The 22,657-nt window shown below is 70.6% G+C and carries 17 protein-coding genes; 9 read left to right on the top strand and 8 right to left on the bottom strand.

Annotated elements, in window-relative coordinates; genetic code table 11:
- The 5 genes from PPSIR1_RS23550 to PPSIR1_RS23530 all read right to left on the bottom strand — a co-directional run.
- The coding region (locus PPSIR1_RS23550; protein WP_006973670.1) for a serine/threonine-protein kinase at positions 1 to 978 on the bottom strand (978 nt) is incomplete at its 3' end.
- Positions 979 to 1,064: 86 nt separating this feature from the next.
- Positions 1,065 to 2,579 (bottom strand): hypothetical protein, encoded by a 1,515-nt coding sequence (locus tag PPSIR1_RS48205; protein ID WP_157595891.1) that lies wholly within the window; start codon positions 2,577 to 2,579, stop codon positions 1,065 to 1,067.
- 143 nt (positions 2,580 to 2,722) lie between these two features.
- Positions 2,723 to 4,708, bottom strand: a complete 1,986-nt coding sequence (locus tag PPSIR1_RS23540) for a serine hydrolase domain-containing protein (protein WP_006973668.1) — start codon at positions 4,706 to 4,708, stop codon at positions 2,723 to 2,725.
- A gap of 162 nt (positions 4,709 to 4,870) precedes the next feature.
- A complete protein-coding gene (locus tag PPSIR1_RS23535; protein ID WP_045116611.1) occupies positions 4,871 to 5,608 on the bottom strand; it encodes a DUF6748 domain-containing protein in 738 nt (245 codons plus the stop codon).
- 364 nt (positions 5,609 to 5,972) lie between these two features.
- A complete protein-coding gene (locus PPSIR1_RS23530; protein ID WP_006973666.1) occupies positions 5,973 to 7,700 on the bottom strand; it encodes an AAA family ATPase in 1,728 nt (575 codons plus the stop codon).
- 399 nt (positions 7,701 to 8,099) lie between these two features.
- On the opposite strand from PPSIR1_RS23530, the gene PPSIR1_RS23525 reads away from it, so the two are divergent.
- The 3 genes from PPSIR1_RS23525 (at position 8,100) to PPSIR1_RS23515 (ending at position 11,348) form a co-directional block, all read left to right on the top strand.
- A complete protein-coding gene (locus PPSIR1_RS23525) occupies positions 8,100 to 9,287 on the top strand; it encodes a fibrinogen-like YCDxxxxGGGW domain-containing protein (RefSeq protein ID WP_157595890.1) in 1,188 nt (395 codons plus the stop codon).
- A 68-nt stretch (positions 9,288 to 9,355) separates the two neighbouring features.
- Positions 9,356 to 10,417: a hypothetical protein gene (locus tag PPSIR1_RS23520; protein ID WP_006973664.1), complete on the top strand. Its 1,062-nt coding sequence runs from the start codon at positions 9,356 to 9,358 to the stop codon at positions 10,415 to 10,417.
- A gap of 94 nt (positions 10,418 to 10,511) precedes the next feature.
- On the top strand, positions 10,512 to 11,348 hold the full coding sequence (locus tag PPSIR1_RS23515; RefSeq protein ID WP_006973663.1) for a hypothetical protein: 837 nt from the start codon (positions 10,512 to 10,514) through the stop codon (positions 11,346 to 11,348).
- Between the two features lie 100 nt (positions 11,349 to 11,448).
- On the opposite strand, the gene PPSIR1_RS23510 is transcribed toward PPSIR1_RS23515, so the two are convergent.
- Together PPSIR1_RS23510 and PPSIR1_RS23505 are read right to left on the bottom strand one after the other, a co-directional pair.
- Positions 11,449 to 12,417: a lipase secretion chaperone gene (locus PPSIR1_RS23510; protein ID WP_006973662.1), complete on the bottom strand. Its 969-nt coding sequence runs from the start codon at positions 12,415 to 12,417 to the stop codon at positions 11,449 to 11,451.
- Between the two features lie 2 nt (positions 12,418 to 12,419).
- Entirely contained in the window at positions 12,420 to 13,385 is a 966-nt protein-coding gene (locus tag PPSIR1_RS23505) for a lipase family alpha/beta hydrolase (protein ID WP_045116609.1), read from the bottom strand.
- 435 nt (positions 13,386 to 13,820) lie between these two features.
- On the opposite strand from PPSIR1_RS23505, the gene PPSIR1_RS48200 reads away from it, so the two are divergent.
- The 3 genes from PPSIR1_RS48200 (at position 13,821) to PPSIR1_RS23495 (ending at position 16,579) form a co-directional block, all read left to right on the top strand.
- Entirely contained in the window at positions 13,821 to 13,964 is a 144-nt protein-coding gene (locus tag PPSIR1_RS48200; protein ID WP_157595889.1) for a hypothetical protein, read from the top strand.
- 70 nt (positions 13,965 to 14,034) lie between these two features.
- Positions 14,035 to 15,894: an arginine--tRNA ligase gene (gene argS, locus PPSIR1_RS23500; RefSeq protein WP_006973659.1), complete on the top strand. Its 1,860-nt coding sequence runs from the start codon at positions 14,035 to 14,037 to the stop codon at positions 15,892 to 15,894.
- Positions 15,895 to 15,934: 40 nt separating this feature from the next.
- Positions 15,935 to 16,579 carry a hypothetical protein gene (locus PPSIR1_RS23495; protein ID WP_045116608.1) on the top strand — a complete coding sequence of 215 codons (645 nt, stop codon included), beginning with the start codon at positions 15,935 to 15,937 and terminating at the stop codon, positions 16,577 to 16,579.
- Here PPSIR1_RS23495 and rpe read toward each other — a convergent pair.
- Complete coding sequence (rpe, locus tag PPSIR1_RS23490; RefSeq protein ID WP_006973657.1) at positions 16,576 to 17,268, bottom strand: ribulose-phosphate 3-epimerase; 693 nt, start codon at positions 17,266 to 17,268, stop codon at positions 16,576 to 16,578. The genes PPSIR1_RS23495 and rpe overlap by 4 nt on opposite strands.
- Positions 17,269 to 17,908: 640 nt before the next feature.
- Between rpe and PPSIR1_RS23485 the strand changes: the two genes are divergently transcribed.
- The 3 genes from PPSIR1_RS23485 to PPSIR1_RS23475 all read left to right on the top strand — a co-directional run bounded on the left by PPSIR1_RS23485 (position 17,909) and on the right by PPSIR1_RS23475 (position 22,555).
- The gene (locus PPSIR1_RS23485; protein WP_006973655.1) at positions 17,909 to 19,486 is read left to right on the top strand and encodes a hypothetical protein; all 1,578 of its coding nucleotides are present in this window, start codon (positions 17,909 to 17,911) and stop codon (positions 19,484 to 19,486) included.
- Between the two features lie 351 nt (positions 19,487 to 19,837).
- On the top strand, positions 19,838 to 20,680 hold the full coding sequence (locus PPSIR1_RS23480; RefSeq protein ID WP_006973654.1) for a hypothetical protein: 843 nt from the start codon (positions 19,838 to 19,840) through the stop codon (positions 20,678 to 20,680).
- A 99-nt stretch (positions 20,681 to 20,779) separates the two neighbouring features.
- Positions 20,780 to 22,555: an alpha/beta hydrolase family protein gene (locus tag PPSIR1_RS23475; RefSeq protein WP_006973653.1), complete on the top strand. Its 1,776-nt coding sequence runs from the start codon at positions 20,780 to 20,782 to the stop codon at positions 22,553 to 22,555.
- Positions 22,556 to 22,657 lie beyond the last annotated feature (102 nt).

The raw sequence follows: 22,657 nt of genomic DNA, 5'->3' as shown, positions 1-22,657 counted from the left end.
CCGGCGCCGCCGGGTGGGGTCGTCGTCGAGGGCGTCGAGCAGGGCGCGCATCGACGGCCAGCGCTCGTCCGGCGTGGGGGCCAGGCCGCGCTCGAGCACGCGCCGCAGCCAGGTCGGGACGTCGTGGGCGCTGGGGGTCGAGTACGCGCGGTCGAGGATGGCCTGCTCGAGGGTGAGCAAGCTGTCGCCGGCGAAGGGGCGACAGCCAAACAGGGCCTCCCACAGCGCCACGCAGAAGCTGAATTGATCGGCCAGGGCGTCCTCGCTGCCGTTGCCGCGGAACTGCTCCGGGGCCATGTAGGCCGGCGTGCCGAGGATGGTCCCGGTCTTGGTCAGCGCCGTGATGTCCGAGTTGCAGGTCAGCTGGTTGGACAGCTCGCCGGACTCGATGAGCGCGTCGAGGGCTACGGACGAGCCGCCACAACCACCAGAAGCACCGGCTCGGGCGACGCCGAAGTCCATGACCATCGCCCGGCCGTCGCCGCGGACCATGACGTTGTCGGGCTTGAAGTCGCGGTGGACCAGGCCCTGCTCGTGGGCCGCGATCAGGCCCTCGGCGGCGCCGCGGAACACCGCGAGGATGGCCGCGCGCGAGCGGGTCGCGGCTCGGAGCCAGCGCCCGAGGGTCTGGCCGTCGACGAACTCCATCACGATGTAGGCGCGGCCCTCGGTCTGGCCGGTCTCGAACACCGGCACGACGTTGGGGTGAGACAGGCGCGCCATGGCCTGGGCCTCGCGGTGCAGGCGAGGCTGGGCGCCCTCTTCTTCGTGGAGGAGCTTGATCGCGACCTTGCGATCGAGGGTCTCGTCGTAGGCGGCGTAGACCACCCCCATGCCCCCCGAGCCGACCTCGTGGAGCAGCACGTACTGCTCGAGGCGGGTGAGCTCGAGGTCGGCCCGCTCCTCTCCCTGCTGCCCCGGGAGGGACTGGACCGTGGCCATCAGGTCGATGGCGCCGGGCTCGGTCGGCGTGCGCACGGCGCCATCTTACAAAACGCGCCGCGCCGCGGCGGCGAGCGGGAATCGCGTCTGCGACTGCGCGCCCACGTCGCCGCGGGTGGTTCTCACCAGTAGCAGATCAGGGCGCTGCGCCAGCTGTCGGCGCCGGCGAGGGTGGTCCCGTCGGAGAGGGTCAGGTCGGCGGTGTAGGACAGCCCGACGAGCAGGCGATCTTGGTCGTCGTGGCCGAGGGAGTTGACGCGATCGTCGGCGACGGAGCCGAGCAGCCGTCCCCACGAGTAAGCGCCGTCCCCGGCGTAGCGGGCGAGGAAGCCGTCGAGCTCGCCCGTGCCGGCGATCGCCCCGTCCCCGAGGTCGACGGCCCCGTAGACGTCGCCGCCGACGCTCACCGTGCCGTCGCTGGCGATGGCGAGGTGGCGCGCGACGCTGTCCCCGGGCCCGGGCATGGTCGTCGCCCAGGCCAGGCTGCCGTCGCTGTTCACGGTCATGAGGAAGGCGTCCGTGCCCCCGCCGGAGCTGGCGACCGCCTCGCCGTCGTAGTCGAGGTCTTGCTCGAAGTTTCCGGTGAGCACCAGCCGACCCGAGTCGTCGACCGCGGCCGCGCCGAGCTGGTCGTTGCCCAGGCCGCCCAGACGCTTGACCCACATCTTCGAGTTGCCCGCGGTGTTGAAGCGGATCACGAACACGTCCGTGCCGCCAGCGGACAGGAGGTCGTCCGCGCTGATCCCCCCGCTGAACTCGCCCATGAAGTAGACCCCGCCGAGGCCGTCGTAGAGCACCCGGCGGCCGCGGTCGGCCCCGGTGCTGCCGTAGTTGACGAGGGCCGAGAGCGAGAGGCCGGGTCCCACGCGGGCGTAGTAGGCATCGGAGGCGCCTGCGCTGGCGACGGTGCCCCCGGCGAAGTCGAGCATGCCGGAGAACTCGCCCGCGGCGATGACGAAGCCGCTGCCGTTGACGTCGAGGCCGTTGATCTGGGTGTTCGTCGCGGCGATCGGCGCGTGCCAGTCGAGGTCCGGGCCGTCGAAGCCCATCAGCACGCCGTTGAAGCCGGACGCGGGCGCGGGCAGGGGGCCGTCGCCAAAGTCCGGGGTGCCCATGTAGATGGTCCCGAGCACGAGCTGGTCCGTGGGGCTCAGGGTGTAGGCCGTGGCGTACTCCTCTCCGGGGCCGCCGACGCTCGCCGCCCACTCGAGCTCGCCCTCGCCGGTCAGGCCCATGAGCACCACGTCGGAGCCGCCGGTCGGGCTGAGCACGCCGGTGCTCAGGGCGAGGGGCTCGAAGAAGCTGCCGGCGAACAGAATCTCGCCCGTCGAGCTCGCCGTCGCGCCCGTGGGGAAGCCTGCGCCCCACTCGAAGGTCCACGCGACCTCGCCCGGCTCACCGCCGGTGGTCGTGCCGGTGTCGGTGTCGGTGTCGGTGTCGGTGCCGGTCTCGGTCTCGGTGGTCGTGCCGGTGTCGGTGCCCGTCGTCGAGCCCGAGTCGGACTCCGAGTCGGACTCCTCCGTCATGCCGATCTCGTCGTCGGAGCTGCCCGTGTCGTCCGAGGGTGAAAAGCAGCCCGCGAGCGAGGCGAGCGTCAGCAATGACAAGGTCGAAACGCGGGACGACAAGGACTTCATGGTCCAGGACCTTCGCGCGCGAATCCCTGCGGAACAAGGGTTTGCACCGCTCCCGACCGCAGAGCGGGTGAGCTCTGGTGCCCAATGGCACTGAGGTTGGAGTGACCTCAGTTGCCAGGGCTATCCGCAATGCGGGGACGGGCTCAGACCCACGGGAGGCCCGGGCTCGGCGTGCTCCAGTAGAGGTCCAGGGCGACGAGCATCCACGCGCCCAAGGTCACGCAGACGTTGGCGGCGCGCACGGGTCCGCGAGCCAGGGCGAACAAGGCGGCGAGGGCGGCGAGGCGCGGCGAGGCGGCCCACAGGCTGATCCACATCGGGGTACCCAGGCGCAGGGGGTGGGTGTAGATCGGCTGGCCGGCGTCGGCCCAGGTCGCGTAGGCGATGGGGCCGACCGTGCCCGCGAGCACGACGAGGGCGAGGACGGCCCAGATCCACGCCCGGCGGGGAGTGGCCTCGGGCTCGCTCGCCGTGCCCGCGCGGCAGCCCAGCCCGCGCAGCGCGGTCCAGCGCGCCGGGGTGTGGGCGGCGAGGCCTCCGAGCAGGGCGAGGGCGAGGGCGAGGGCGAAGCTGGTGTGCTGGACGCCGCGCCGCGCGTGCCAGGACTCGCGCTGGGCCGAGCGCCGGCCGAGGTGGATCCACCGCCGCCCGCTCGCGTCGACGCTGAACACCACGGGGATCGGCGGCCGCTCGGGCTTGGACGCGGCCCGGCGGTAGGAGCCGTCGGGCAGGGGCCCCCGCAAGGCCACGCCGTCGACGCGGAGCTCGCCGCCGACCGCCTCGACGCGGACCCAGCCGGCCTCGGGCTCGCGGCTCAGGAGCGCCCACGGCCGGGTGAAGGCGGCGGTCTCGTGCTTGTCGAGGACGCTGTAGCGACCGAGCCAGGGTTCCAGGGTGCTGGCCTGGGCGAGGGGGAGCTCAGCCTCGGTCTCGGGGATTGGAGCAGGCTCGGGCAGGGCCTCGGCGACGGCGTCGAGCACCTTCGAGGCGACGTTGGGCCCGAAGGCGTTTTGGGCCACGAACACGCCCACGCCCGCCTCGTCGAACACGGCCATGCGGCTGAGGTAGGCCGGCACGCTCCCGCCGTGGACCCGGGCCGGGCGCCCGCCGATGGTCGTGGGCGCGAAGGCGTAGTGGTACTCGGGCAGGGCCGGGTGGATGGTGTGGGCCCGGGTCGGGCGCCCGCGCATGCGCTCCATGGCCGCCGGGCTGAGCACCCGCTGGCCGTCCACGCTGCCGTCGCCCGCGTGCAGCATGAGGTAGCGGGCCATGTCCGCTGCGCTCGAGTGCACGGCGCTCGCCGGGATGGTCTGAAAGTGCTCGTAGCGCTGGACCTTCGGGGCGCGCTCGGGGTTTTCCTCGTCGAGGACGTAGGAGGTCGCCAGGCGCTGGGTCAGGGGATCGTCCCGGTCGTTGGGGTCGAGGTAGTAGACCGTCGACGCCATGCCCAGGGGCTCGAGCACGCGCGCGCGCAGGTGGGCGTCGAAGGGCTCGCCGACCACGTCCTGGACGACTAGGCCCGCGAGCGCGTTGCCGTGGTTGGTGTAGAGGGTGGCGGCCCCGGGCGGGTGCAGGCGCGGGGGCATGGTCCGGGCGACGAAGTCCTCGAAGCCTGCGGGCGCCGGCGGGCTCAGGCTCACGCGCCCGGAGTTGTAGTTGATGAAGCCGCTGGTGTGGCTGAGCAGGTGGCGCAGGGTCACCGGCGGCATGTCGGCCTCGCCGTCCTCGTCGGCGTCGAGGCCCGTGCGCAGGTGCTGCAGGTAGCCGTCGACGTCGGCGTCGAGGTCGAGGCGACCCTCGTCCTCGAGCTGGGCCACGGCCGAGGCGGTGAAGGTCTTGGACAGAGACGCGATGCGCACCAGGGTCCGCTCGGGGTCCATGGGCGCGCCGGTCTCGAGGTCGGCCAGGCCCCAGCCCTCGAGCAGGACCACGCGCTCGCCCTCGGTCACGGCGACGAGCACACCGGGGACGCCGGTGCGCTCGAGGTGCTCGCGGACGAGGGCGTCGATGGATGTGGCGAGGGCCTCGGCGTCGAGGCCCGGGGGCGCCGGGTCCTCGCCGTCTTGGTCGCCGCCTCCGCCGAGCAGCAAGGTCGCGATCAGGGTCCAGAGCGTGAGCAGCAAGCGCACGGCCGACAGCTTACCGCCGTCGCAGTCGAAACCACGCCCCCTTCAGGGGGCGAAGGAAGCCTGAGCGGAGGCACGAACCCCATTGCCCACCAAGCCAGAGCGGAGGAGCGGATAGCGACGAAGCGCCCCTGTCCTCAGATGCCCGTGGGGGTAGAGCAGGGTCTAGTCGATGCGGGTGTAGAATTCGTTGGCCAGCAGGCCGTTCATCTCACCCGCGGGGCCCGAGACGATCTCGTGCTCACCGGCGATCAGCAGGCCCGTGTCGTTGAGCTCGGCCATGCCCTTTTCGACTTGGCTGGCGTTGGCGCCGGAGGCCGCGAGGTCGACGCTGGCCAGGTCGTCGCTGACCACGGTGTTGAGGGCCCGCTCGAAGAAGTAGGGGCAGGGGAAGGTGACGCACTGGATGCCGGTGGCGTCGACGCGGCTGAAGTGGCCGTCGGGGTCCTGACCGGTCACGCCAGCCCACGCCTCGGTCGCGACCAGGGTGTCGGCGGGGAAGTAGGAGCCGATGTCGACCTCCTCGAGGCTGCCGCGGACGAGGGCGCCGCCGTTCCCGAACACCTCGCTGAACTTCTCCTCGGTGTTGGGGTTGAGGCCGAGGCCCGAGAGGTCGAGCTCGAACATGTGGCACTCGGCCTGCCAGGTCCCGTCGGCGCACTGGGTCACGTCGGAGTTGACCCGCTTGACGAACCACCCGCCGCACAGCGGGGACACGCACTTGCGGTAGTCGACCCGGGTGACGATGAAGTAGTCGGCGACGGGCGGGGCGTACTCGGCCGAGAGGCTGCCAGAACGCTCGAATTCCGCGTCGCCGGAGTCCTCTTCGAGGTCGCAGGCGGTGAACGCCACCAGGGGAAGGGCGGCGAGAAACAGGGACGAGAGGGAGTTGCGTACAAACATGATTTCGACACCAAGGCACGGCCCATCCGCGGGCGGAGACAGTCCGCCGCGGGGCCATGTGGTGAGTCGAAGAGTAGGGATTAACAGGCTTTAATCAATGCGTAGACCGGGGCGTCTCGGGTGGGAGGTCGCACGGTCGAGTTGGGCGATTTCCGTGGACACTTCAGGGCCCAGAGTCACGGGGGCAGCGGCCATCCCCAGCCCGGGTTGGGCGGGGAGCCTCGCACTCGATGTCGCGAGGATTGGTTTCACCGCGGCGCAGAGAACCCGCGGTGAGGTGGGCGCCGCGAGTCTGCAATTGAAGGACCGGCCTCGCGCGAGCGCGCGGGCCGGTCCACGGGCCGGAAGGCTGCGTCGGGCGGGCTCAGCCGCCCTCGCCGAGGATGGCCATCTTGGCCGCCGCCGCCGCCCGCTCCGTGGCCTCGCGGCCGGCGTTGAGCTGGCGGACCATGTCCTGGACCTCGCGCTCGAAGCGGTCCTTGGCGGCCTTGTCCTCGGCCTCGCGCTGGAACTCGGCGAACTGCTGGACCCGCTCGATGACGTCGTCGACGGTCACGCGCTTGCTGAACTCGTCGATGATCTGCCTGCGGCGGTCGAGGTCGGCCTTGAAGTACTCGTTGGGGTACTCGAAGTCCTGGACGTGGGCGCGGATGTTGTTGCAGATGCTCTCGACGTTGCGCCCGGACAGGTCCGAGTCGACGCAGGCCTGGCCGGCCTCGACCCAGCGCGGATCCTCGGGGTGCACGAAGCGCTTGACGTCGCGCAGCATGACGTCGCGCATGAGCTTGACGTAGTCCTCGGCCGTGGTCGGGCCGGTGACCGTGAACGGGTTCTGGGCGATGCGCGAGCGCGTGGCCTCGTCCATCTGCATGAAGTTGGCGTCGCACATCATGAACCACTTGCCGTCCTTGGGGATCAGCGTGCCGTCGAAGATGCCGAACACCGCGCCGAGGTTGTTCTTCTCCTCCATGCGCAGGTCGCCGCTGCTGCGGCTGGCGAAGGCGGTGTCGATGTCGGGCCAGTACACGCCGACGACGCCGTCGAAGCCGTAGATCTCTTCCTTGAAGATCTTGACCAGCTTGTTGGCGCTCGCGTTTTGGTAGGCGCTGGCCCAGTCCGTGCGCCGGATGACCTTGAAGCGGGCCGGGATGTCGCGCTCGCGGCAGTACTCGAGGAAGTAGTTGCCGATGGCGTGGGCGGTGATGGTCTTGCCGCAGCCCGGGCGGCCGAGGCCGAACAGCACGGGGTTGATCTGCTTGGGCGAGGTCCCGGCCTCGAGGTCGAAGGCCGCGACGTCGCGGGCGAGCTTGAGCCCGGCCTCGATGTAGTCGGCGTTGCCGACGATGTCGTCGACGCGCACGGGCTTGAGGTCGGTGACGGGCTCGCCGCCCATGCGCGCCCGAAAGCCCTCGTAGCGCCGCTCGCCGACGTTGACCCGGCGCTTGGCCAGGGCCACGCCGAAAGGACGCAGGCGGCCGAGGTGGGTCAGGCGCTCGACGGCGCCGTGGAGCTGGGCCGCGAAGGCGTGCAAGGTGGTGACGATCCACTGCTCGCGGACCTCGAGCTTGGGGTCGGTGGCCTCGGGCTTGGACTTGGCCTGGACCTGGAGGTACTTGCTGGCCATGACCGCGACGCGGCCGAGCATGTCGGCGGCCTCGCGCTCGAGCAGCTCTTCGAGGCCGTCGGCCTCGAGGTCGCTCTCGACCTTGGGCGAGGGCGCGAGCTCGGCGAGGGTGCCCTCGAGGTGGTCGAGGAGCACGGTGGTCGTGAACGCGCCGAGGAACAGGCGCTGGTCTCGGGTCGGCTCGGGGATGGCCAGGTTGCCCGTGCGCGCGATGTCCTCCATGAGCGCGGCGTGGATGGCCTGGCCGGCCTGGCCGGCGACGTCGAAGGCGTCGACGAGGGCGTCGAGGGTGCGCAGGGTCAAGACGGTGTGGCCAAAGGGCGCGCGCACGACCTTGTGGATGGCGGTCGGCAGCTTGCTCTCGCTGAGCAGGCGTCGGGTACCAGGGCGGTCGTAGCCCCCTGCCGCGGACTCGATGGTGATGGGGGTCGGGGACTGCAGGGGGGCGTCAGTCAGCGCGGACGACATGGGCGGGAGTGTACTACCGTGGGGCACCCATCGCGGGGCCAGGCGGTGTTTCGGCCCCTGGTGGACCCAGAGCGGACTCTGGCTGGCTCCTGGTCGGGAGCCCTCCCGCCCGCGGGACGGGAGGGGTCAGCAATCGCGTCCGCTCACGGCCGACTTTGGGCGCCTCGGCTCGCTCGCGCGCGGCGGGGGAGCGCTCCATCCACGTGGAATCGAGCGGAGCTCGCGTGGGCTCGGTGGATCGAGAGAATATGCACATAGTGGGGCGGGGCTCCCCGATTGACGCAGCGCGTCACCGCGTGGACGCTTTCGCTCGAAATGACCGCTGGGACGGGTTCCAGGGCCTGTAGGGCCACGAAATAGCGCGTGGACAATCACGGGGAGGATCGGAATCCTGTCGTCATGCGCACGCTTCACTGGACCTCCATTTTGACGCTCTCTGTAGCCAGCTGCCTGGCCCTCACGGGCTGCCCTTCGGACGACATCGGGGACACCGGCGTGGGCGATGACACCGACACCGGCGACACCGAGGAGTCGACGGAGTCGACGGACGACGAGGTCGGGACCGAGGACTCGAGCACGGGCACGACCGAGGAAGAGACGACGGAGGAGGAGACCACCGGGGAGACGACGGAGGAGGAGACCACCGAGGAAGAGACCGCGGACGAGACCACCGAGGAGACGACGGAGGAGGAGACCGAGACCGGCCCGCCGCCGGCGGAGTGTGGCAACGGCGTCGTCGAGGGCGACGAGGCCTGCGACGACGCCAACGACGACAACACGGACGACTGCCTCGACGACTGCACCGCGGCGAGCTGCGGCGACGGCTTCATCCAAGCCGGCGTCGAGGCCTGCGACGACGGGGTCAACGACGGCGCCTACGGCGGCTGCAATGCGGACTGCACCACGCTCGCGGCCTACTGCGGCGACGGCGAGGTCAACGGCCCCGAGGACTGCGACGACGCGAACCTCGAGCTCAACGACGGCTGCCTCGACACCTGCACGATCCCCGAGAGCTGCCTGACGATCATCGACTACGACGACATGGCGATGTCCGGGCCCTACCTGATCGCGCCGGCCGGCTACGACGGCGAGCCCTTCGAGGTCCACTGCGAGATGGAGGCCGACGGCGGCGGCTACACCTTCTTGAAGGTCGACGCGGGCGCGCAGCAGTTCGCCCAGGCGGCCGAGGCCGAGTGCGCGATGTGGGGCATGCAGCTGTGGATCCCCCGGAGCCTCGAGCACAAGAACGCCGGCTGGGCCATCGCCAACGACGCCGGGATCGGCGACGGGGCGAACCCGGACTACATGCGCATCCTCGGCATCTACCCCGACCAAAACGGGGCGACCTGCAACCTCCAGCCGATGAACTCGGACAACCCGAACTGCAACTGGGGCGCCTCGGACGGCGGACCCTGGTACGTCCACGAGGTCACCAACATCAACGAGCCCAACGGCGACAACTCGACGACCGGCTCGATGTTCTACACCTGGTTCGCCAACGGGGACATCAACCACCACAACGACATCCCCGGCAACGGCTACTCGAGCCAGCGCTACATGTGCGACGTGGGCGACAAGACGCCCTGATGCCCTGATGCCCCACGCCCGGCGATTCTCGGGTCGCCGGGCGTGGGGTGAGCCCGGTACCATCGGCCATGCTCTCGCGTGGCCGCGTCGGCCTCATCCTCTGCGCCCTGGTCTCGGGCCTGATCGGGGCCTGCATCTCCGACTGCGGCGGCCTGAACCCCGACTGCGAGGCCAAGTGCGCCGCCTCGGGCGAGTGCGGCCGGCGGACCTACCGGGCGGGGGATGGCTTCGCCCGCTGCTACGTGCGCGACTCGAAGGACTGCGCCCAGTCCGAGCTGTGCGCGGCCGAGGGTCGCTGCCACCTCTACGACGGGATCACGCCGGACCGCTGCGTGGCCCTCACCGACCTGGACTGCCGCGCCTCGACGGCGTGCGCGAGCGAGGGCAAGTGCAGCCTCGGCCACCTGGGCGAGTGCGCGATCGAGCCGTCGGCCTGCGCGCGGACCGACGCGTGCCGCGAGGCCGGCGTGTGCAACTACGAACACGCGAAGGGCTGCGTCGAGGCGCTCCCGGACTGCAAGCTCGCGTGTCGGCTCGAGGGCGCCTGCGAGCTCCGCGATGGGGTCTGCGTGGCGACGAGCGACGCGAACTGTCGGGCCTCCTCGCGCTGCCGCGGGGAGGGCCAGTGCACCCTCGAGGGCGATCGCTGCGTGGCCACGGACGAGGACTGCGCGGCCTCGGTGATGTGCGAGATGAACGGCTGGTGCGCCGCGGTCGACGGTGGCGACGGCTGCTACGACGGGCGCAGCGCGTGCGGAGCCCTGTGCTGGGCTCGGGGAGACTGCGCGCGCATCGACGGGGTGTGTCAGCCCGAGTCCGACGATCACTGCCGGGATTCGGTCGAGTGCGCCGTCGCGGGCCGCTGCGCGATCGGGGGTCGACCGGCGGTGCTGTGCGGAGCCATGGACGACACGCACTGCGAGCAGAGCCTCGAGTGCCAGGCCTTCGGACGGTGCACGCGATCGGGGATCACCTGCTCCGTCGACGGGCGCATGACCCCGATGTCCGGATGCATCCGGCGGCCGGAGTGCGCGAGCGAGGGCCGCTGCCTGACCACCAACGAGGGCGCCTGCGTGACAGCGGTCGAGGCGGGCCTGCCGGACTGGCAGCCGCCTCCGATGATTCCTTGAAGGGGATGGGGGCGGCCGAGGGCCGTGACTTTCCAGACGGTCAAAAAACCTCGGACCCGCAATCCCTCGCGGGGGCTCGCGGCACAGCCCGGGCATGAAGCACCACAAACTCCTCGGACTCGCCTGCGCCACCGTCCTCGCCGCCACGACGCTCGGGTGCGCCGACACCTCTGAGCTCGACGGCGAGACGCAGCCCGGTGAGCTGCTCTTCGACCTCGAAGAGGACGAGCTCGCGCGCATCCACGCGACCTACCTCGGCGAGGAAGACATCGCCCTGACCCGCGATCGCCTGACGGCCCCCTTTGACTGCGAGCTCTACGACGACCTGTGCGCCCAGGTCGGGGAGCAGGTGGCCTACGAGCTCACGGGTGAGCTCGTCGACCTCGCTCTCGAGGGCGTGAGCCTCGAGGAGCTCGAGGCCTACACGGACGCGCGCATCGACGAGGCGGTGGCCCTCGCCGACGAGCTCGAGGCCCAGGGCGAAGCGGTCAGCTTCCGAGCCTCGGGCTCGTGGTACAGCCACACCATCGGCAACTACCGCTTGATGGTCCGCAACGGGGTCACGACCCCGGTGATCGGCGACCGCCGGGCGTGGACCGAGGCCAAGACCCAAAAGAAGAGCCTCGGGATCTGGTCGGCCAAGAACGCGACTCAGCTGTGCGTGAACGCGGGCACGAACACCCAGACCTTCACTTGGTACACCAGCACCAACGGGAGCAACACCTCGACCATCGAGTCGATCAACCCCTCGAACGCCTGCTCGTCCTCGATCAAGACCAAGACCGAGACGACCTACCACGACCGCAACAACGGCATCGAGGGCTCGGGCATCCAGTCCTGGTACACGATCCGCGCGAACGGCTGCGCGACGGCGGAGTTCAACGGCAACAACTTCAGCCGCTGCGCCGCGCAGTACACCAAGATCTTCTGAGCCGGACTTCAGCTGTCCGTCATGGGGCGCTCGTCGACTCGTCGATGAGCGCCCCCGCTCTCTTGGTGGGCCCGGGCGGGCCGGGAGTCCGTGCAGGGGCTCAGAGGCCCGCGCCGTCGTCGAGGCGCTCGAGGGCGTGCACGCGGCGACGCTCGGCGGCGGTGAAGCGCTCGAGCTCGAGCTCGGCGACGGCCTCGTCGAGGCCGGCCGGGCTGGCGACCCAGCTGTCGCGCAGGCTCTGGCGCTCGGTCCGGAAGCTCGCGAGCTTCGCGTTCCAGGCGGCTCGCTTGGCGTCGAGGGCCGCGAGGCGCTCGGCGGCGCCGGGTTCGATGGCGTCGAAGTGCTCGGCGCGGGCGGCCTGGACCGTCGCGTCGTCGGCCCCGGCGTCGATCAAGCCCTGCACGCTGTCGCGGGCGGCGAGGTAGCGACCGGCGCGGCTGTGGGCGAAGCGCTCGGCCTCGGCCTGGTCGATGCGGGCGAGCTCGGCGTCGCGCTCGGCCGCATCGTCGAGGGCGTAGGCGGCCCGGACCGCGACGGCGCGGTGCAGCTGCGCGCGCTCGTGGGTGACGAAGGGCCCGGGGCCGACCTCGGCCTCGAAGCGATCGAGGGCGGCCGCGAGGGTCGCCTCGAGGGCGTCGGGCTCGGCGGGAGCCGGCGCGCCCGCGCTGGGCGGGGCCTGGCCCGCGGCGGCCTCGGCCGCTTCGGCCCGGTACACCAGGTAGGCGTACCAGGCGTCCATGATCTCACCGCGGCGGGCCTCCGAGCGGATCTCGGCGCGGAGGCTCTGCTGCACCCAGGCGTCGATCTCGGCGGGGCTCAGCTCGCCGTCGGCGGTGAGGAAGTAGTCGAAGGCCTGGACCGCGCCCTCGTCGAGGACGAAGTGGCCGTCGCGGTCGTAGCTGAACGCGCCGTCGAGCTCGGTGCCGTCGAGGGAGCGGGGCGCCTCGGCGGCGTCGAGGCGCGCGTCGGGCTCGAGCTCGCAGCCCCCGAGGAGGCCGGCGAGGGCCGCCACGGACAGGGCGACGATGGAGAACAGGCGGGAGTGCTTGGGGTCGCGTGGGGCGGTCATGGCTACAGTCCCTCGTTCTTGAGGCGGTTGGCGTGGGCGCGGAACAGGCTCTTGGGGTTGGGCCCGAACAGGTGGACGAGGCCGAAGGCCTGGTTGACCTCGTCGAGGTGGTTGAGGCGGTAGTCGTCGCGGATGACCTTGCCCAGGTGCGAGCTGCACTCGCCGACGAGGCCGTCGTTGTCCTCGTCGTAGACGAGGTTGGTCAGGCCCAAGAGCGGGTCGGACACGTCGAAGGCGTTGGTCAGGGCCCGGTCGCCAGACCACGAGTAGTAGCGGATGCCGTCGACCACGAAGTCGCCCTGGCCGCACCAGTCCTCGGGGACGCCGGCTGGGTGCGCGGCGCTGAACTCGACGGAGTTCTCGTAGGTCAGGGCCTCGAGGGCGGCGACGGAGTCCTGCTCGGTGCCCCAGGACCCGGAGATCAGCGCGAGCACGTCGCCGAGGCTGTCGGCGAAGAAGCTGAGCACGGCCTCGCCGAAGCCCCCTTCACTGAGGCCGTCGCGGAGCATGTCGGCCAGCTCGGCGCCGCCGTGGGGGCTGCCCACGGTCGTCACGGAGGCGACGAGCTCGGGGGCGACGCTGGCGACGTAGCGGACGTCGAGGCCGCCGTGGCTGTGGCCAATGAGGTTGACCTTCTCGGCCCCGCTGACCGCCAGGATCTCTTCGACCTGCGCCAATAGGGCCTCTCCGCGGGCCTCCGTGGCGTTGAATTGGGGCACTTGGGTCACGTAGACCTCGGCGCCGTCATCCTCCAGATCGGCCGGAATCGCGTAGAAGTACTGGTAGATGCCAAACAGCGAGTCGAATCCAGCCATGCCGTGGGCAAGGACGATGGGATACTTCGTCTCGGTATAGTCATCATTGTTCCACCAGGCATTGGCGGTACTAGGGGACAGGGTCACGGCGCCAAGGCTGCAAAGAGCAAGCCCGAAGCCCACGGCTCGGAATCGACGAGAAAGCCACGACATGGCTACACCTCCAACAGAGAACAGCTAGGAACGATGTCTAGGAACGACGTCTATTTAGGTACAACGGCGTTCCCAGAGAAGTCTAGAGTTTTTTCACGTATTTTCCTCACGTCCGCGGGAGGTCGAGGCAGCTTACAAAATCTGCCCGCTTTGACGGCGCAGACCGTGGCATGAAGGCCGTTCGATTAGCATGCTCATTGTGACCACTTTGGATTTTTTCGCGTATTTCCAAAATCGAACTGCACGGTTTTAGATGCGAAGGGCCCTCAGTGCCACAGAACGTCGTTTGAGGGCGACTCGCGCACCTTCGCGCGGACGCCGTTCTCTCCAGCCTCGATTCGGGAAGAGCGCACACGCATTTTTCTCCGGCCTTGCTGGCCGAGAAGTCATGAATCCAGCTCACGCCCGCGAGGGGGCCCATGCTACAAGGCTCGCATGTCGCCGATGATCGCCGCGATGATCCTGTTCGCCGTGATGTGGGTGGGGATCCTGTTCGCGGCCTACCGCCTGTTCCGCTGGCTGATCGCCCTCGATCGCCAGGTCCGTGACGGCGAAGCGCCGATCGAGCCCGGGCTGTGAGCGCGGGGCAGCGTCCGCGGACTGCGCATCCGTTGTGACTCCTGGCGGGGCCGCATACGCTTCGCCTCCCATGCGCCCCGACGCTCTCGCCCAGGAAGTTGCCAAGGTCCTCCAGCCCGCGCTGCCCGAGGCCGCCGGTCTCGACGTCGCCGCCGTGGCGGAGCTGCTCGCGCCGCCGCCCAAGCCCGAGATGGGCGACCTGGCCTTCCCCTGCTTTCGCCTAGCGAAGGCCCTTCGCAACGCGCCGCCGAAGATCGCGGCGGCCCTGGCGGGGACGCTGACCGAGCAAGGGGCGCTCGGGGTCGAGGGCCTCATCGCCGAGGCCAGCCCGGCCGGTCCTTACTTGAACCTGCGGCTCAACCCCCACCGCACCGGCGCCCTGCTGCTGCCGGCCTGGGCCCGGGGCGAGCGCCCGGACTACGCCGGCACGGCGGCCCACGGCGACGCCAAGGTGATGGTCGAGTTCTCCCAGCCCAACACCCACAAGGGCTTCCACGTCGGCCACATGCGCAACCTGTGCCTGGGCGACGCGCTGGTCCGGCTGCTCCGCGCGACGGGCAACGAGGTGGTCGCGGCCAACTACCTCGGCGACGTCGGCACCCACGTGGCCAAGTGCATGTGGGGCCTCGAGACCTTCGCCGGCGAGCCCCCGACCGAGCACCGCGGCGAGTGGCTGGGCAAGATCTACGAGCAGTCGACCTCCCGCCTCGACGCCTGGAAGGCCGCCGCCGACGAGGGCGACGAGGCCGCCAAGGCCGAGTACGAGGCCGCCCGCGCGCGCATGAGCGAGATCCTGAGGGGCATCGAGACCCGGGTGCCCGAGCACCGCGAGGCCTGGGAGCGCACGCGCCAGTGGTCCCTCGACGCCTTCGACGAGATCTACGCGTGGACCCGCGTGGACTTCGAGCGGGTGTTCTACGAGAGCGAGGTCGACGAGCCCGGCCTGAAGCTCGTCGAGGAGTACCTGGAAAAGGGCGTGTTCATCGAGAGCCAGGGCGCGGTCGGCATCGAGAACCCCGAGGTCGAGCACATGCCCTTTTTCATGCTGCGCAAGAGCGACGGCACGGGGCTCTACGCGACCAAGGACCTTGCCCTGGCGCGGATGAAGTTCGAGGAGTACGGGGTCGACCGCTCGATCTACGTCGTCGACGCCCGCCAGAGCGACCACTTTCGCCAGGTCTTCTTGACCCTGAAGAAGATGGGCTTTGACCAGGCGCAGCTGTGCGAGCACGTCGCCTACGAGATGGTCGAGCTCCCCGACGGGGCGATGTCGAGCCGCAAGGGCAACGTGATCTTGTTCCGGGCCCTGCGCGAGCAGCTGGCCGCGGCCCTGGAGAGCTCGCACTTCGAGGGGATCCGCAGCAACCCGGACATGTTGGCCGAGTGGGGCGCCGACGAGGCGAGCGCGAACGCGGCCATGGCCAAGGCCATCGAGGACGTGTCCCTCGGCGCGATCAAGTACGGGATGCTCGCCCGCGACAACAACCAGAAGATCGTGTTCGACATGGACAAGTGGACGATGGTCGCGGGCGGAGACGGGGGGGCGGCGCTGCAGTACGTGACGGCGCGCTCGGCCTCGCTGCTGCGCAAGAACGCGGCGATCGGTAAGACGCTCGACCCGGCCCTGCTCGAGGACGGCGCGACCCTCGAGCCGGGGACGCTGACCGAGCCGGCCGAGCGCGGGCTCATGCAGGAGCTGATCAACTTGCCCGGGACCGTGGCCCACGCCTCCAAGCTCCTGCGCCCGTCCCTGCTGTGCGCCCAGCTCTACGCGATCTCGCGGGCCTACAACCGCTTCCAGCAGACCTGCAACGTCAAGAACCAAGAGGGCGGGCTGCTGCAGTCGCGCCTGCTCCTGGTCCAGGCCACGCGTGAGGCTCTGAGCTGGGGGCTGTCTCTGCTCGGCATCCCGGTGCTCGAGCGCATGTGAGCGATTGACAGCGGGGCTGCGCGCCTCGCACGATCGGGGCATGGCGGACGCAGACGAGCCGGTGAAGGCCTTGGCCCGGACCGAACAGCGCAGCCTCGCAGAGCTCGGCGAGCGGGCCCCCGACGCCTACGAGTCCGAGTACATGAAGGGCGAGGGCGTGACCCTCTACCGCGACAAGAGCCGGGCGCCCTGGCAGCTCCACGCCCTGCTCGGGGGCTCGACGGCCATGGTGTTCGCGGCGGCCTTCCTGGCCGGCGAGGCCATGCTCCCGATGCTCGCCATGGTGCCCGTCGGCCTGCTCGTGTGGCTTTTGTTCTCGGTCCTGCGCGTGTCCGTGTCCGAGGGCCACGTCAACGTCCAGTACGGGCTGTTCGGGCCCAAGATCCCGATCCCCGCCATCGAGTCGGCGGAGGCGACCACCTACGACTGGAAGCGCTTCGGCGGCTGGGGCATCAAGCGCAGCCTCGACGGCGCGTGGATCTACAACATGCCTGGCGACGGCGGCCGGGCGGTGAAGATCGTGTGGCGCAACGCCAAGGGCAAGCGCAAGGTGACCTACGTCGGGAGCTTGCAGTCCGAGGACCTCGCGGCCCAGATCGCCCGGGCGCGGGAGCTCCGGGGAGCTCTGCCTGCGGGTGCAGAGAACCGAGCGCTCGGCCCCGGATCGGACTCGAGCTCGGACTAGGCGCTCGGGGTCCCGGCGCTGCGCAGCCCCGCGATGGCCCCGGCGTAGTCGCCGGGGTGGTATTTGCTGCGGAACACGGCCGAGCCGGCCACGAACACGTCGGCGCCGTCGCCCGCGAGCTCGCCGATGTTGTCCTGGGTGACGCCGCCGTCGACCTGGATGCGCGTGCTCAGGCCGCGGGCGGTGATCGCCTCGCGCAGGGTCCGGATCTTGGGGCGCACGGCGTCGATGAACTTCTGCCCGCCGAAGCCCGGGTTGACGCTCATGATCAGCACGAGGTCGCACAGCTCGAGCACGTGCATGACGACGTCGACGGGGGTGTGGGGGTTGAGGCTGACGCCGGCGCGGACCCGCTCGCCGCCGTGGTGGGGCAGGGCGTGGATCTGCTGGAGGTTGCGGTGCAGGTGCGGGCAGGCCTCGGCGTGCACGGTGATCCCGTCGGCCCCGGCGGAGGCGAACTCGGCGACGTACTTCTCGGGCTCGACGATCATCAGGTGGCAGTCCATGAACTTCGCCGTCACCGGGCGCAGGGCCTTCACGACCATGGGCCCGATGGTCAGGTTGGGGACGAAGCGGCCGTCCATCACGTCGACGTGGATCCAGTCGGCCCCGCCTTCGTCGATGGCTCGGACCTCGTCTCCGAGGCGAGCGAAGTCGGCGCTGAGGATGGAGGGGGCGATGGCGGGCATGGCCGCGTACTACACGAGGTGGGTGGAGGTCGTCGAGCGCCGGGCGACGCATTCGGGCACCGCGCACTCCCGCCCGCGTCGGCGTTGAGGCGTCTGCGGGGCGCCCGAGCGGATTTTTTTCGACCGCGCGCACGGATGCGCGTTGGGGCGGGACGACCCGGACGCGAGCGTCACAGCTCGAGCGCGGGGGAGCGCGCGCGCGGGGGCGAGGCGGCGGCGTGATCCTCGGCGCCGGCGGGCTCCGACACGAGCGTCGCAAACTCCCACACCGATCGCAGGGGTCGACGCGAGGCGAGCGGGGAAGGATGCAGCCGCTGAGGGTGTTTGCGCTCGGGAGGGTGAGCAGGTGGCAACCATCGTGGCCAGTCCGGCGACGTTTTGATCCTTCGCGGCGCGCGTCGAAGGTCGCGACCCGTGACCCTGACATCGCGGTCAGAGCCGGCGAGCGCGGGTGCGCAAGCGCTTGCGTGCTCGCGTGGTGGGTGGGCCTCGGGGCCGCGGGCGCGGGCCTCGAGGGCGTGCGCTCGGGCGGGCAGGTGGTAGCTTGAATTCAATGGCAGAGCGCGTTTGGGGGACGAAGCGAGCGCACCGGGGAAGCCCGGTCAGGCGCTGGCGGAGGCCCTCTCTCGGGCTCTTTCTCGTGCTCTTGCTGCTGGTCCTCAGCTGCACCGGCAGCCTGAGCCACGAGCGCCCCCTGATCGCGCCTGGGACCTCTCCGGCCCTCGAGCGCAGCCGCCTCGGCGACGAGCAGCGCGAGAGCCTCCGCTACGTGTTCTACGAGCACACGCCCGCGCCGCCCAAGCCCACCGCGGGCGAGATCGCGGCCCTCGAGCACGACCTCGAGCACGCGCCGCCGGTCGAGATCGAGGAGCTGCGCCGCCTGTTCGGGCAGGATCTCGAGCTGCTCGCCTACGCCACCCGCGACACCGATCGCGACGGCGTCCTCGACTACCGGATCAGCGAGTACCACGGGAAGTTCTTCGAGGGCGACGTCGACCTCGACGGCGACGGGGTGCGCAACGTCTACGACGCGGCGCCCTACGACCCCGAGCGCGGCGGCGTCGACCAGGACGGCGACGGGGTGCCCGAGGAGGGCAGCTTCGCCGACCGCGACGGCGACGGGATCCCCGACCACCTCGACTGGTCCAAGCCCAAGTCCCCCGAGCTCGCCGCCGTGCAGACCGGCCTGTTCCGCGACTTCGAGGTGATGCTGGTCGAGCGCAACGCTCGCTTCACCCCGGGCATGGTCTACGCCATCGACGACGCCCTGCGCCTGGTGTTCGGCGAGCCCATGCCGACGCTGCGGACCATCGCCATCGAGGAGCAGCTGCTGCTCGTCGACGACCACGGCGACAACGGCTTCATGCTCGGCCAGACCCAGACCCTGAGCGTCTACGCCTCGAGCCTGCGCGGGGCCGACGACCTGGCCATCCTCGGCTTGATGGTGCACGAGCTCGGCCACGCCTGGCAGCTCGCCCTCGACTTCGACGAGGACCGCCTGCGCGCCGAGAACAAGAAGATGCACTTCCCCCACGGGGAGTTCACGACCCAGCTCGAGCGCCACGGCTGGCGGGTCGACCGGCAGAGCATCGGCGAGGGCTACCACCACGCCCTGTACTGGCCGCACTTTTACGCCACGGCCCCGCGCTACCTCTACAAGGGCAGCTCGTCCCACGAGTGGGCGGAGTTCTTCGACCACGCGCACCACGAGCACGGCCACGACTTCCTCGACTCGACGGACATGGTCAGCAAGGGGATGGTCGGGCCCTACGCCATGACCTCGCCGTGGGAGTGGCACGCCGACTACCTGATGGCCTCGGTCTACAACCGCATGGATCGGCGGCTCATCGAGCTGGGCGGCGGCGCGGCCGAGCCGACCTCGGCGGTGCTGCGTCGGCGCATGCTCCGGGCCGTGCAGTCGCAGTGGTCGCGCTACGACTACCGCAACTCCGTCGGCACCAGCATCGAGCGCGAGCTCGGCGAGAGCTTCGAGCTGACCGAGGCCGAGCTCGACCAGCTCGTCGAGCGCTACGTCATCCCCCTGGCCGACCTGCCGATGCTCTCGGAGATGCTCGAGCGCGAGGCTCAGGTGTTCAAATCCCAGCCGCCGACTCTGTCCAAACTTCGCGAAGCCGTGGAAGAGCGCGGGCCCGAGGCGCTCACCGAGGCCGTCGATCCGGACGAGGAGTCGCCCACGCCGACGTCGCCCCAGGCTTGAGCGCGCGCTGGCCTCCGCTCAATCGGAGCAAGTCGAAAAACGGGTGTGTTGCCTTTGGTTCCGAGATCGGCTCAATCTCACTCGGCGGGGTACTCGCAGTCGCAATCGAGACTCAATTGTTGCGAGTTCTGCCGAGAACCGCGCGCGAGACCGCACTGGGGGGCGATAGGTTTCACGAAAGTCGAGATTTTACTCATGAAAAACTAGCATTCCACCCATGGAAAGTATAGAAACTATTCTAGATAATAACTCCCACACCCGCCGGATGTGTGGACGATCCGTCCGGCCGAGCCGCGAGCGTGGGTGGCGCGGACTCGAACATCGAGCCCAAGTGCGAGAGGATTCCCAACAATGAAGACCCTTCGACTGCTTACCGTTCTGGCCGCTGGCGGCCTGCTGACGCTCAGCGCGTGCACCAAAAACGAAGAGCCCAGCGAGACCTCCACCACCACCGCAGGTGATGGTGAGAGCGAGGACGAGGCTGGCGACTTTGGTGACGACACCACCGACGACGGCAACACCATGTTCATCCCCGAGGAGGACCTCGGGAGCGCGTCGACCTGCGACCCGTGGATGCAAGACTGCATGGACGGCGAGAAGTGTGTCGCCTACGCGAGCTCCGGCGGCACCTGGGACGCCAACAAGTGCGTGCCGGTGATGGGCGACGGCCAGCCGGGCGACGAGTGCACCTACGACGGCGCGGTCGAGTCCACGGACACCTGCGGCGAGGACAGCTGGTGCTGGGACGTCAGCGAGGAGAACCTCGGCACCTGCACCTCCTTCTGCACCGGCTCCCCGGACAACCCCGAGTGTGACCCGGGCACCTCGTGCTCGATCGCCAACACCGGCTCGATCAACCTGTGCCTCCTGGACTGCAACCCCCTGCTCCAGGACTGCCCCGCCGACGGCACCGCCTGCTTCTGGGAGGGCACGAACTTCGTGTGCGCCAACGCGACCTCGGACATCCCCACCGGCGACCCCTGCGGCTTCATCAACGACTGCAGTGGCGGCAACGTGTGCCTCGCGCCCGAGGCGCTGCCCAACTGCATGGGCGCGTCGTGCTGCGTCGCCTTCTGCGACCTGACCGACCCCAGCTGCACCCCCGACGGGACCGAGTGCACCGCGTTCTACGAGGAGAACACGGCGCCTCCCGGACTCGAGGAAGTCGGCGTGTGCATCGTCCCCGGCGCCTGAGCGCGGCCTGAGACGGACACCCGAGAGGGACGGCGGCTTCGGCCCCGTCCCTCTTCTCGTTTTTTCGTCCTCGGGGCCCGAGGTGCGAGACTCGTCGCGATGCGCGTGTGCAGCCTGATCCGCCCGCTGGCGGCCGCTCGCGTGGCCGTGGTCCTGGCCCTCGCCCTCGGAGCCGGAGGCTGCCGCGGGCCGCAGACGAGCGCAGCGCCCGAGCCGACGCCGCTGCACGCCCGGGGCGTGGCCGAGCCCTCGGGGCTGTGCGCGAGCGTGTCAGAGCTGCGCAGCTGGGGCGTGCTCGACGAAGCCGGGGCGATCGTGGCGACCTCGCGCGGGCGCTGCCTGGGGCCCGTCGAGCACCCCGCGGACGGGCGGCTGTGGCACCTCGTCGCCCAGCTCCAGCCCGTCGACGCCGAGCGCTCGAGCTGGGAGCTGCACACCTGGATCGACGACGCCGGGCAGCCGCGGCACGCCGAGTTTCGCACCCCCGAGGTGGTCACGCGCATGACCTGGACGCCCTCGGGCCTGCTCGTGCGCCGCCTCGGTGACGAGCTGGCCCTCGGCCCGGAGTCGGCGGCGCTGTGGCCCACGCCGAACCACGGCCTGTTCGTCCGCGAGGTCATGCTGCGCCTGGGCGTGGGCCTGGGCGCGGACGGGGTCGCGCGACACCTGGGCTGGATCCCCGAGGGCGACCGCGCCGTGACCCTGGAGCTGCGCGTGCGCGCGGGCGGCAGCGGGGGCCTGGCCGAGGACGGCGCGGGCACGGTCCTGGCCCTCGAGGCGGACCGCCCCGAGCTCGCCGAGCCCGCGCTGGCGCAGCTGGGGCTGAGTTCGGTGATGGCCGGGGAGCGCCTGCTCTACCGCCCCCTCGACCCGAGCCAGGACGCCCTCGCGCCCTTCTTGCCGCGGGTGCCCAAGCCCCGCTACCGGCCCCCGGCCGAGCTCGAGCGCGTGCCCGTGGAGGTCGCCCCGGAGCGCAGCGGCGAGCCGGTGTTGGTCGGCGAGCTGGTCGCGCCGCGAGACGTCGAAGGGCCCCTGCCCGGGGTCGTGTTCCTGTCGGGCGCGGGCCCCCAGGATCGCCACGGCATCGTCCCCGATAGCCCCGTGGACATGGGCAGCCACGCCATCCACGACGCCCTGGCCCGGGCCGGCTTCGCGGTGCTGCGCGTCGACGATCGCGGCGTGGGCGAGAGCGGCATCGGGGACAACCCGACCCCGGGCTTCGACGAGCTCGTCGACGACGGCCGCCGGGCGCTGGCGACCTTGGCCGCCCACCCCCGCGTCGACCCCAGCCGCGTATTGATCGTCGGCCATGGCGAGGGGGCCCTGCGCGCGAGCATCGTGGCCGGCGAGCGCGGGCGCAAGCGCAGCAAGGCCAAGCTGCGCGGGTTGATCGTCCTGGCCGCGCCGGGCCGGAACCTGCGGGAGCTGATCTACGACGAGATCCGGGCGTCGATGGTCGGTCGCCGCGACGCGGAGATCCGCGCCGTGCTCCAGCGGGCCCGCTCGGTCCACGACGCCGCATTGTCCGGGGGCGATCTGCCGGCGAGCAGCGTGGGCGCGCGCCAGTGGATGATCGAGGCCTTCGCCGAGGACCCGCTGGCTCGGCTCGGGGCCGTGCGCGCGCCGATCCTGGCGATCCAGGGCGGGAAAGACTTCCAGGTCAGCGCCGAGCGGGACTTTGGGCCGGTCCGCGCCCTCGTCGAAGCGCGGGGCGCCCCGGGCAGCGCCGCGCTCTTGTTCCCCGAGCTCGACTATCTCCTGGCCCACGAGCCCGGCGTGTCGACGCCGGGGCACTACGCGGACCTGCGCCGCGGCGTCGACGAGGCGCTGCTCGAGGCCCTCGTCGAGTGGGCCCGGGCGCGGGTCGACGCGTAGCCCCGGGCGCTCGCGTCTGTCTGAGCGCGAAGCGATCGATGGCGTCGTGCCGATTACGTCCTTTTCGTGGGCGTCGCAGCGATTGCCGTTGCGCGCGGTGCG

Source organism: Plesiocystis pacifica SIR-1, from assembly GCF_000170895.1.
In the GTDB taxonomy this organism is placed as follows: domain Bacteria; phylum Myxococcota_A; class Polyangia; order Nannocystales; family Nannocystaceae; genus Plesiocystis; species Plesiocystis pacifica.
Note: the sequence above shows the minus strand (reverse complement) of the source record. Positions and strands in the feature narration are given on the sequence as shown.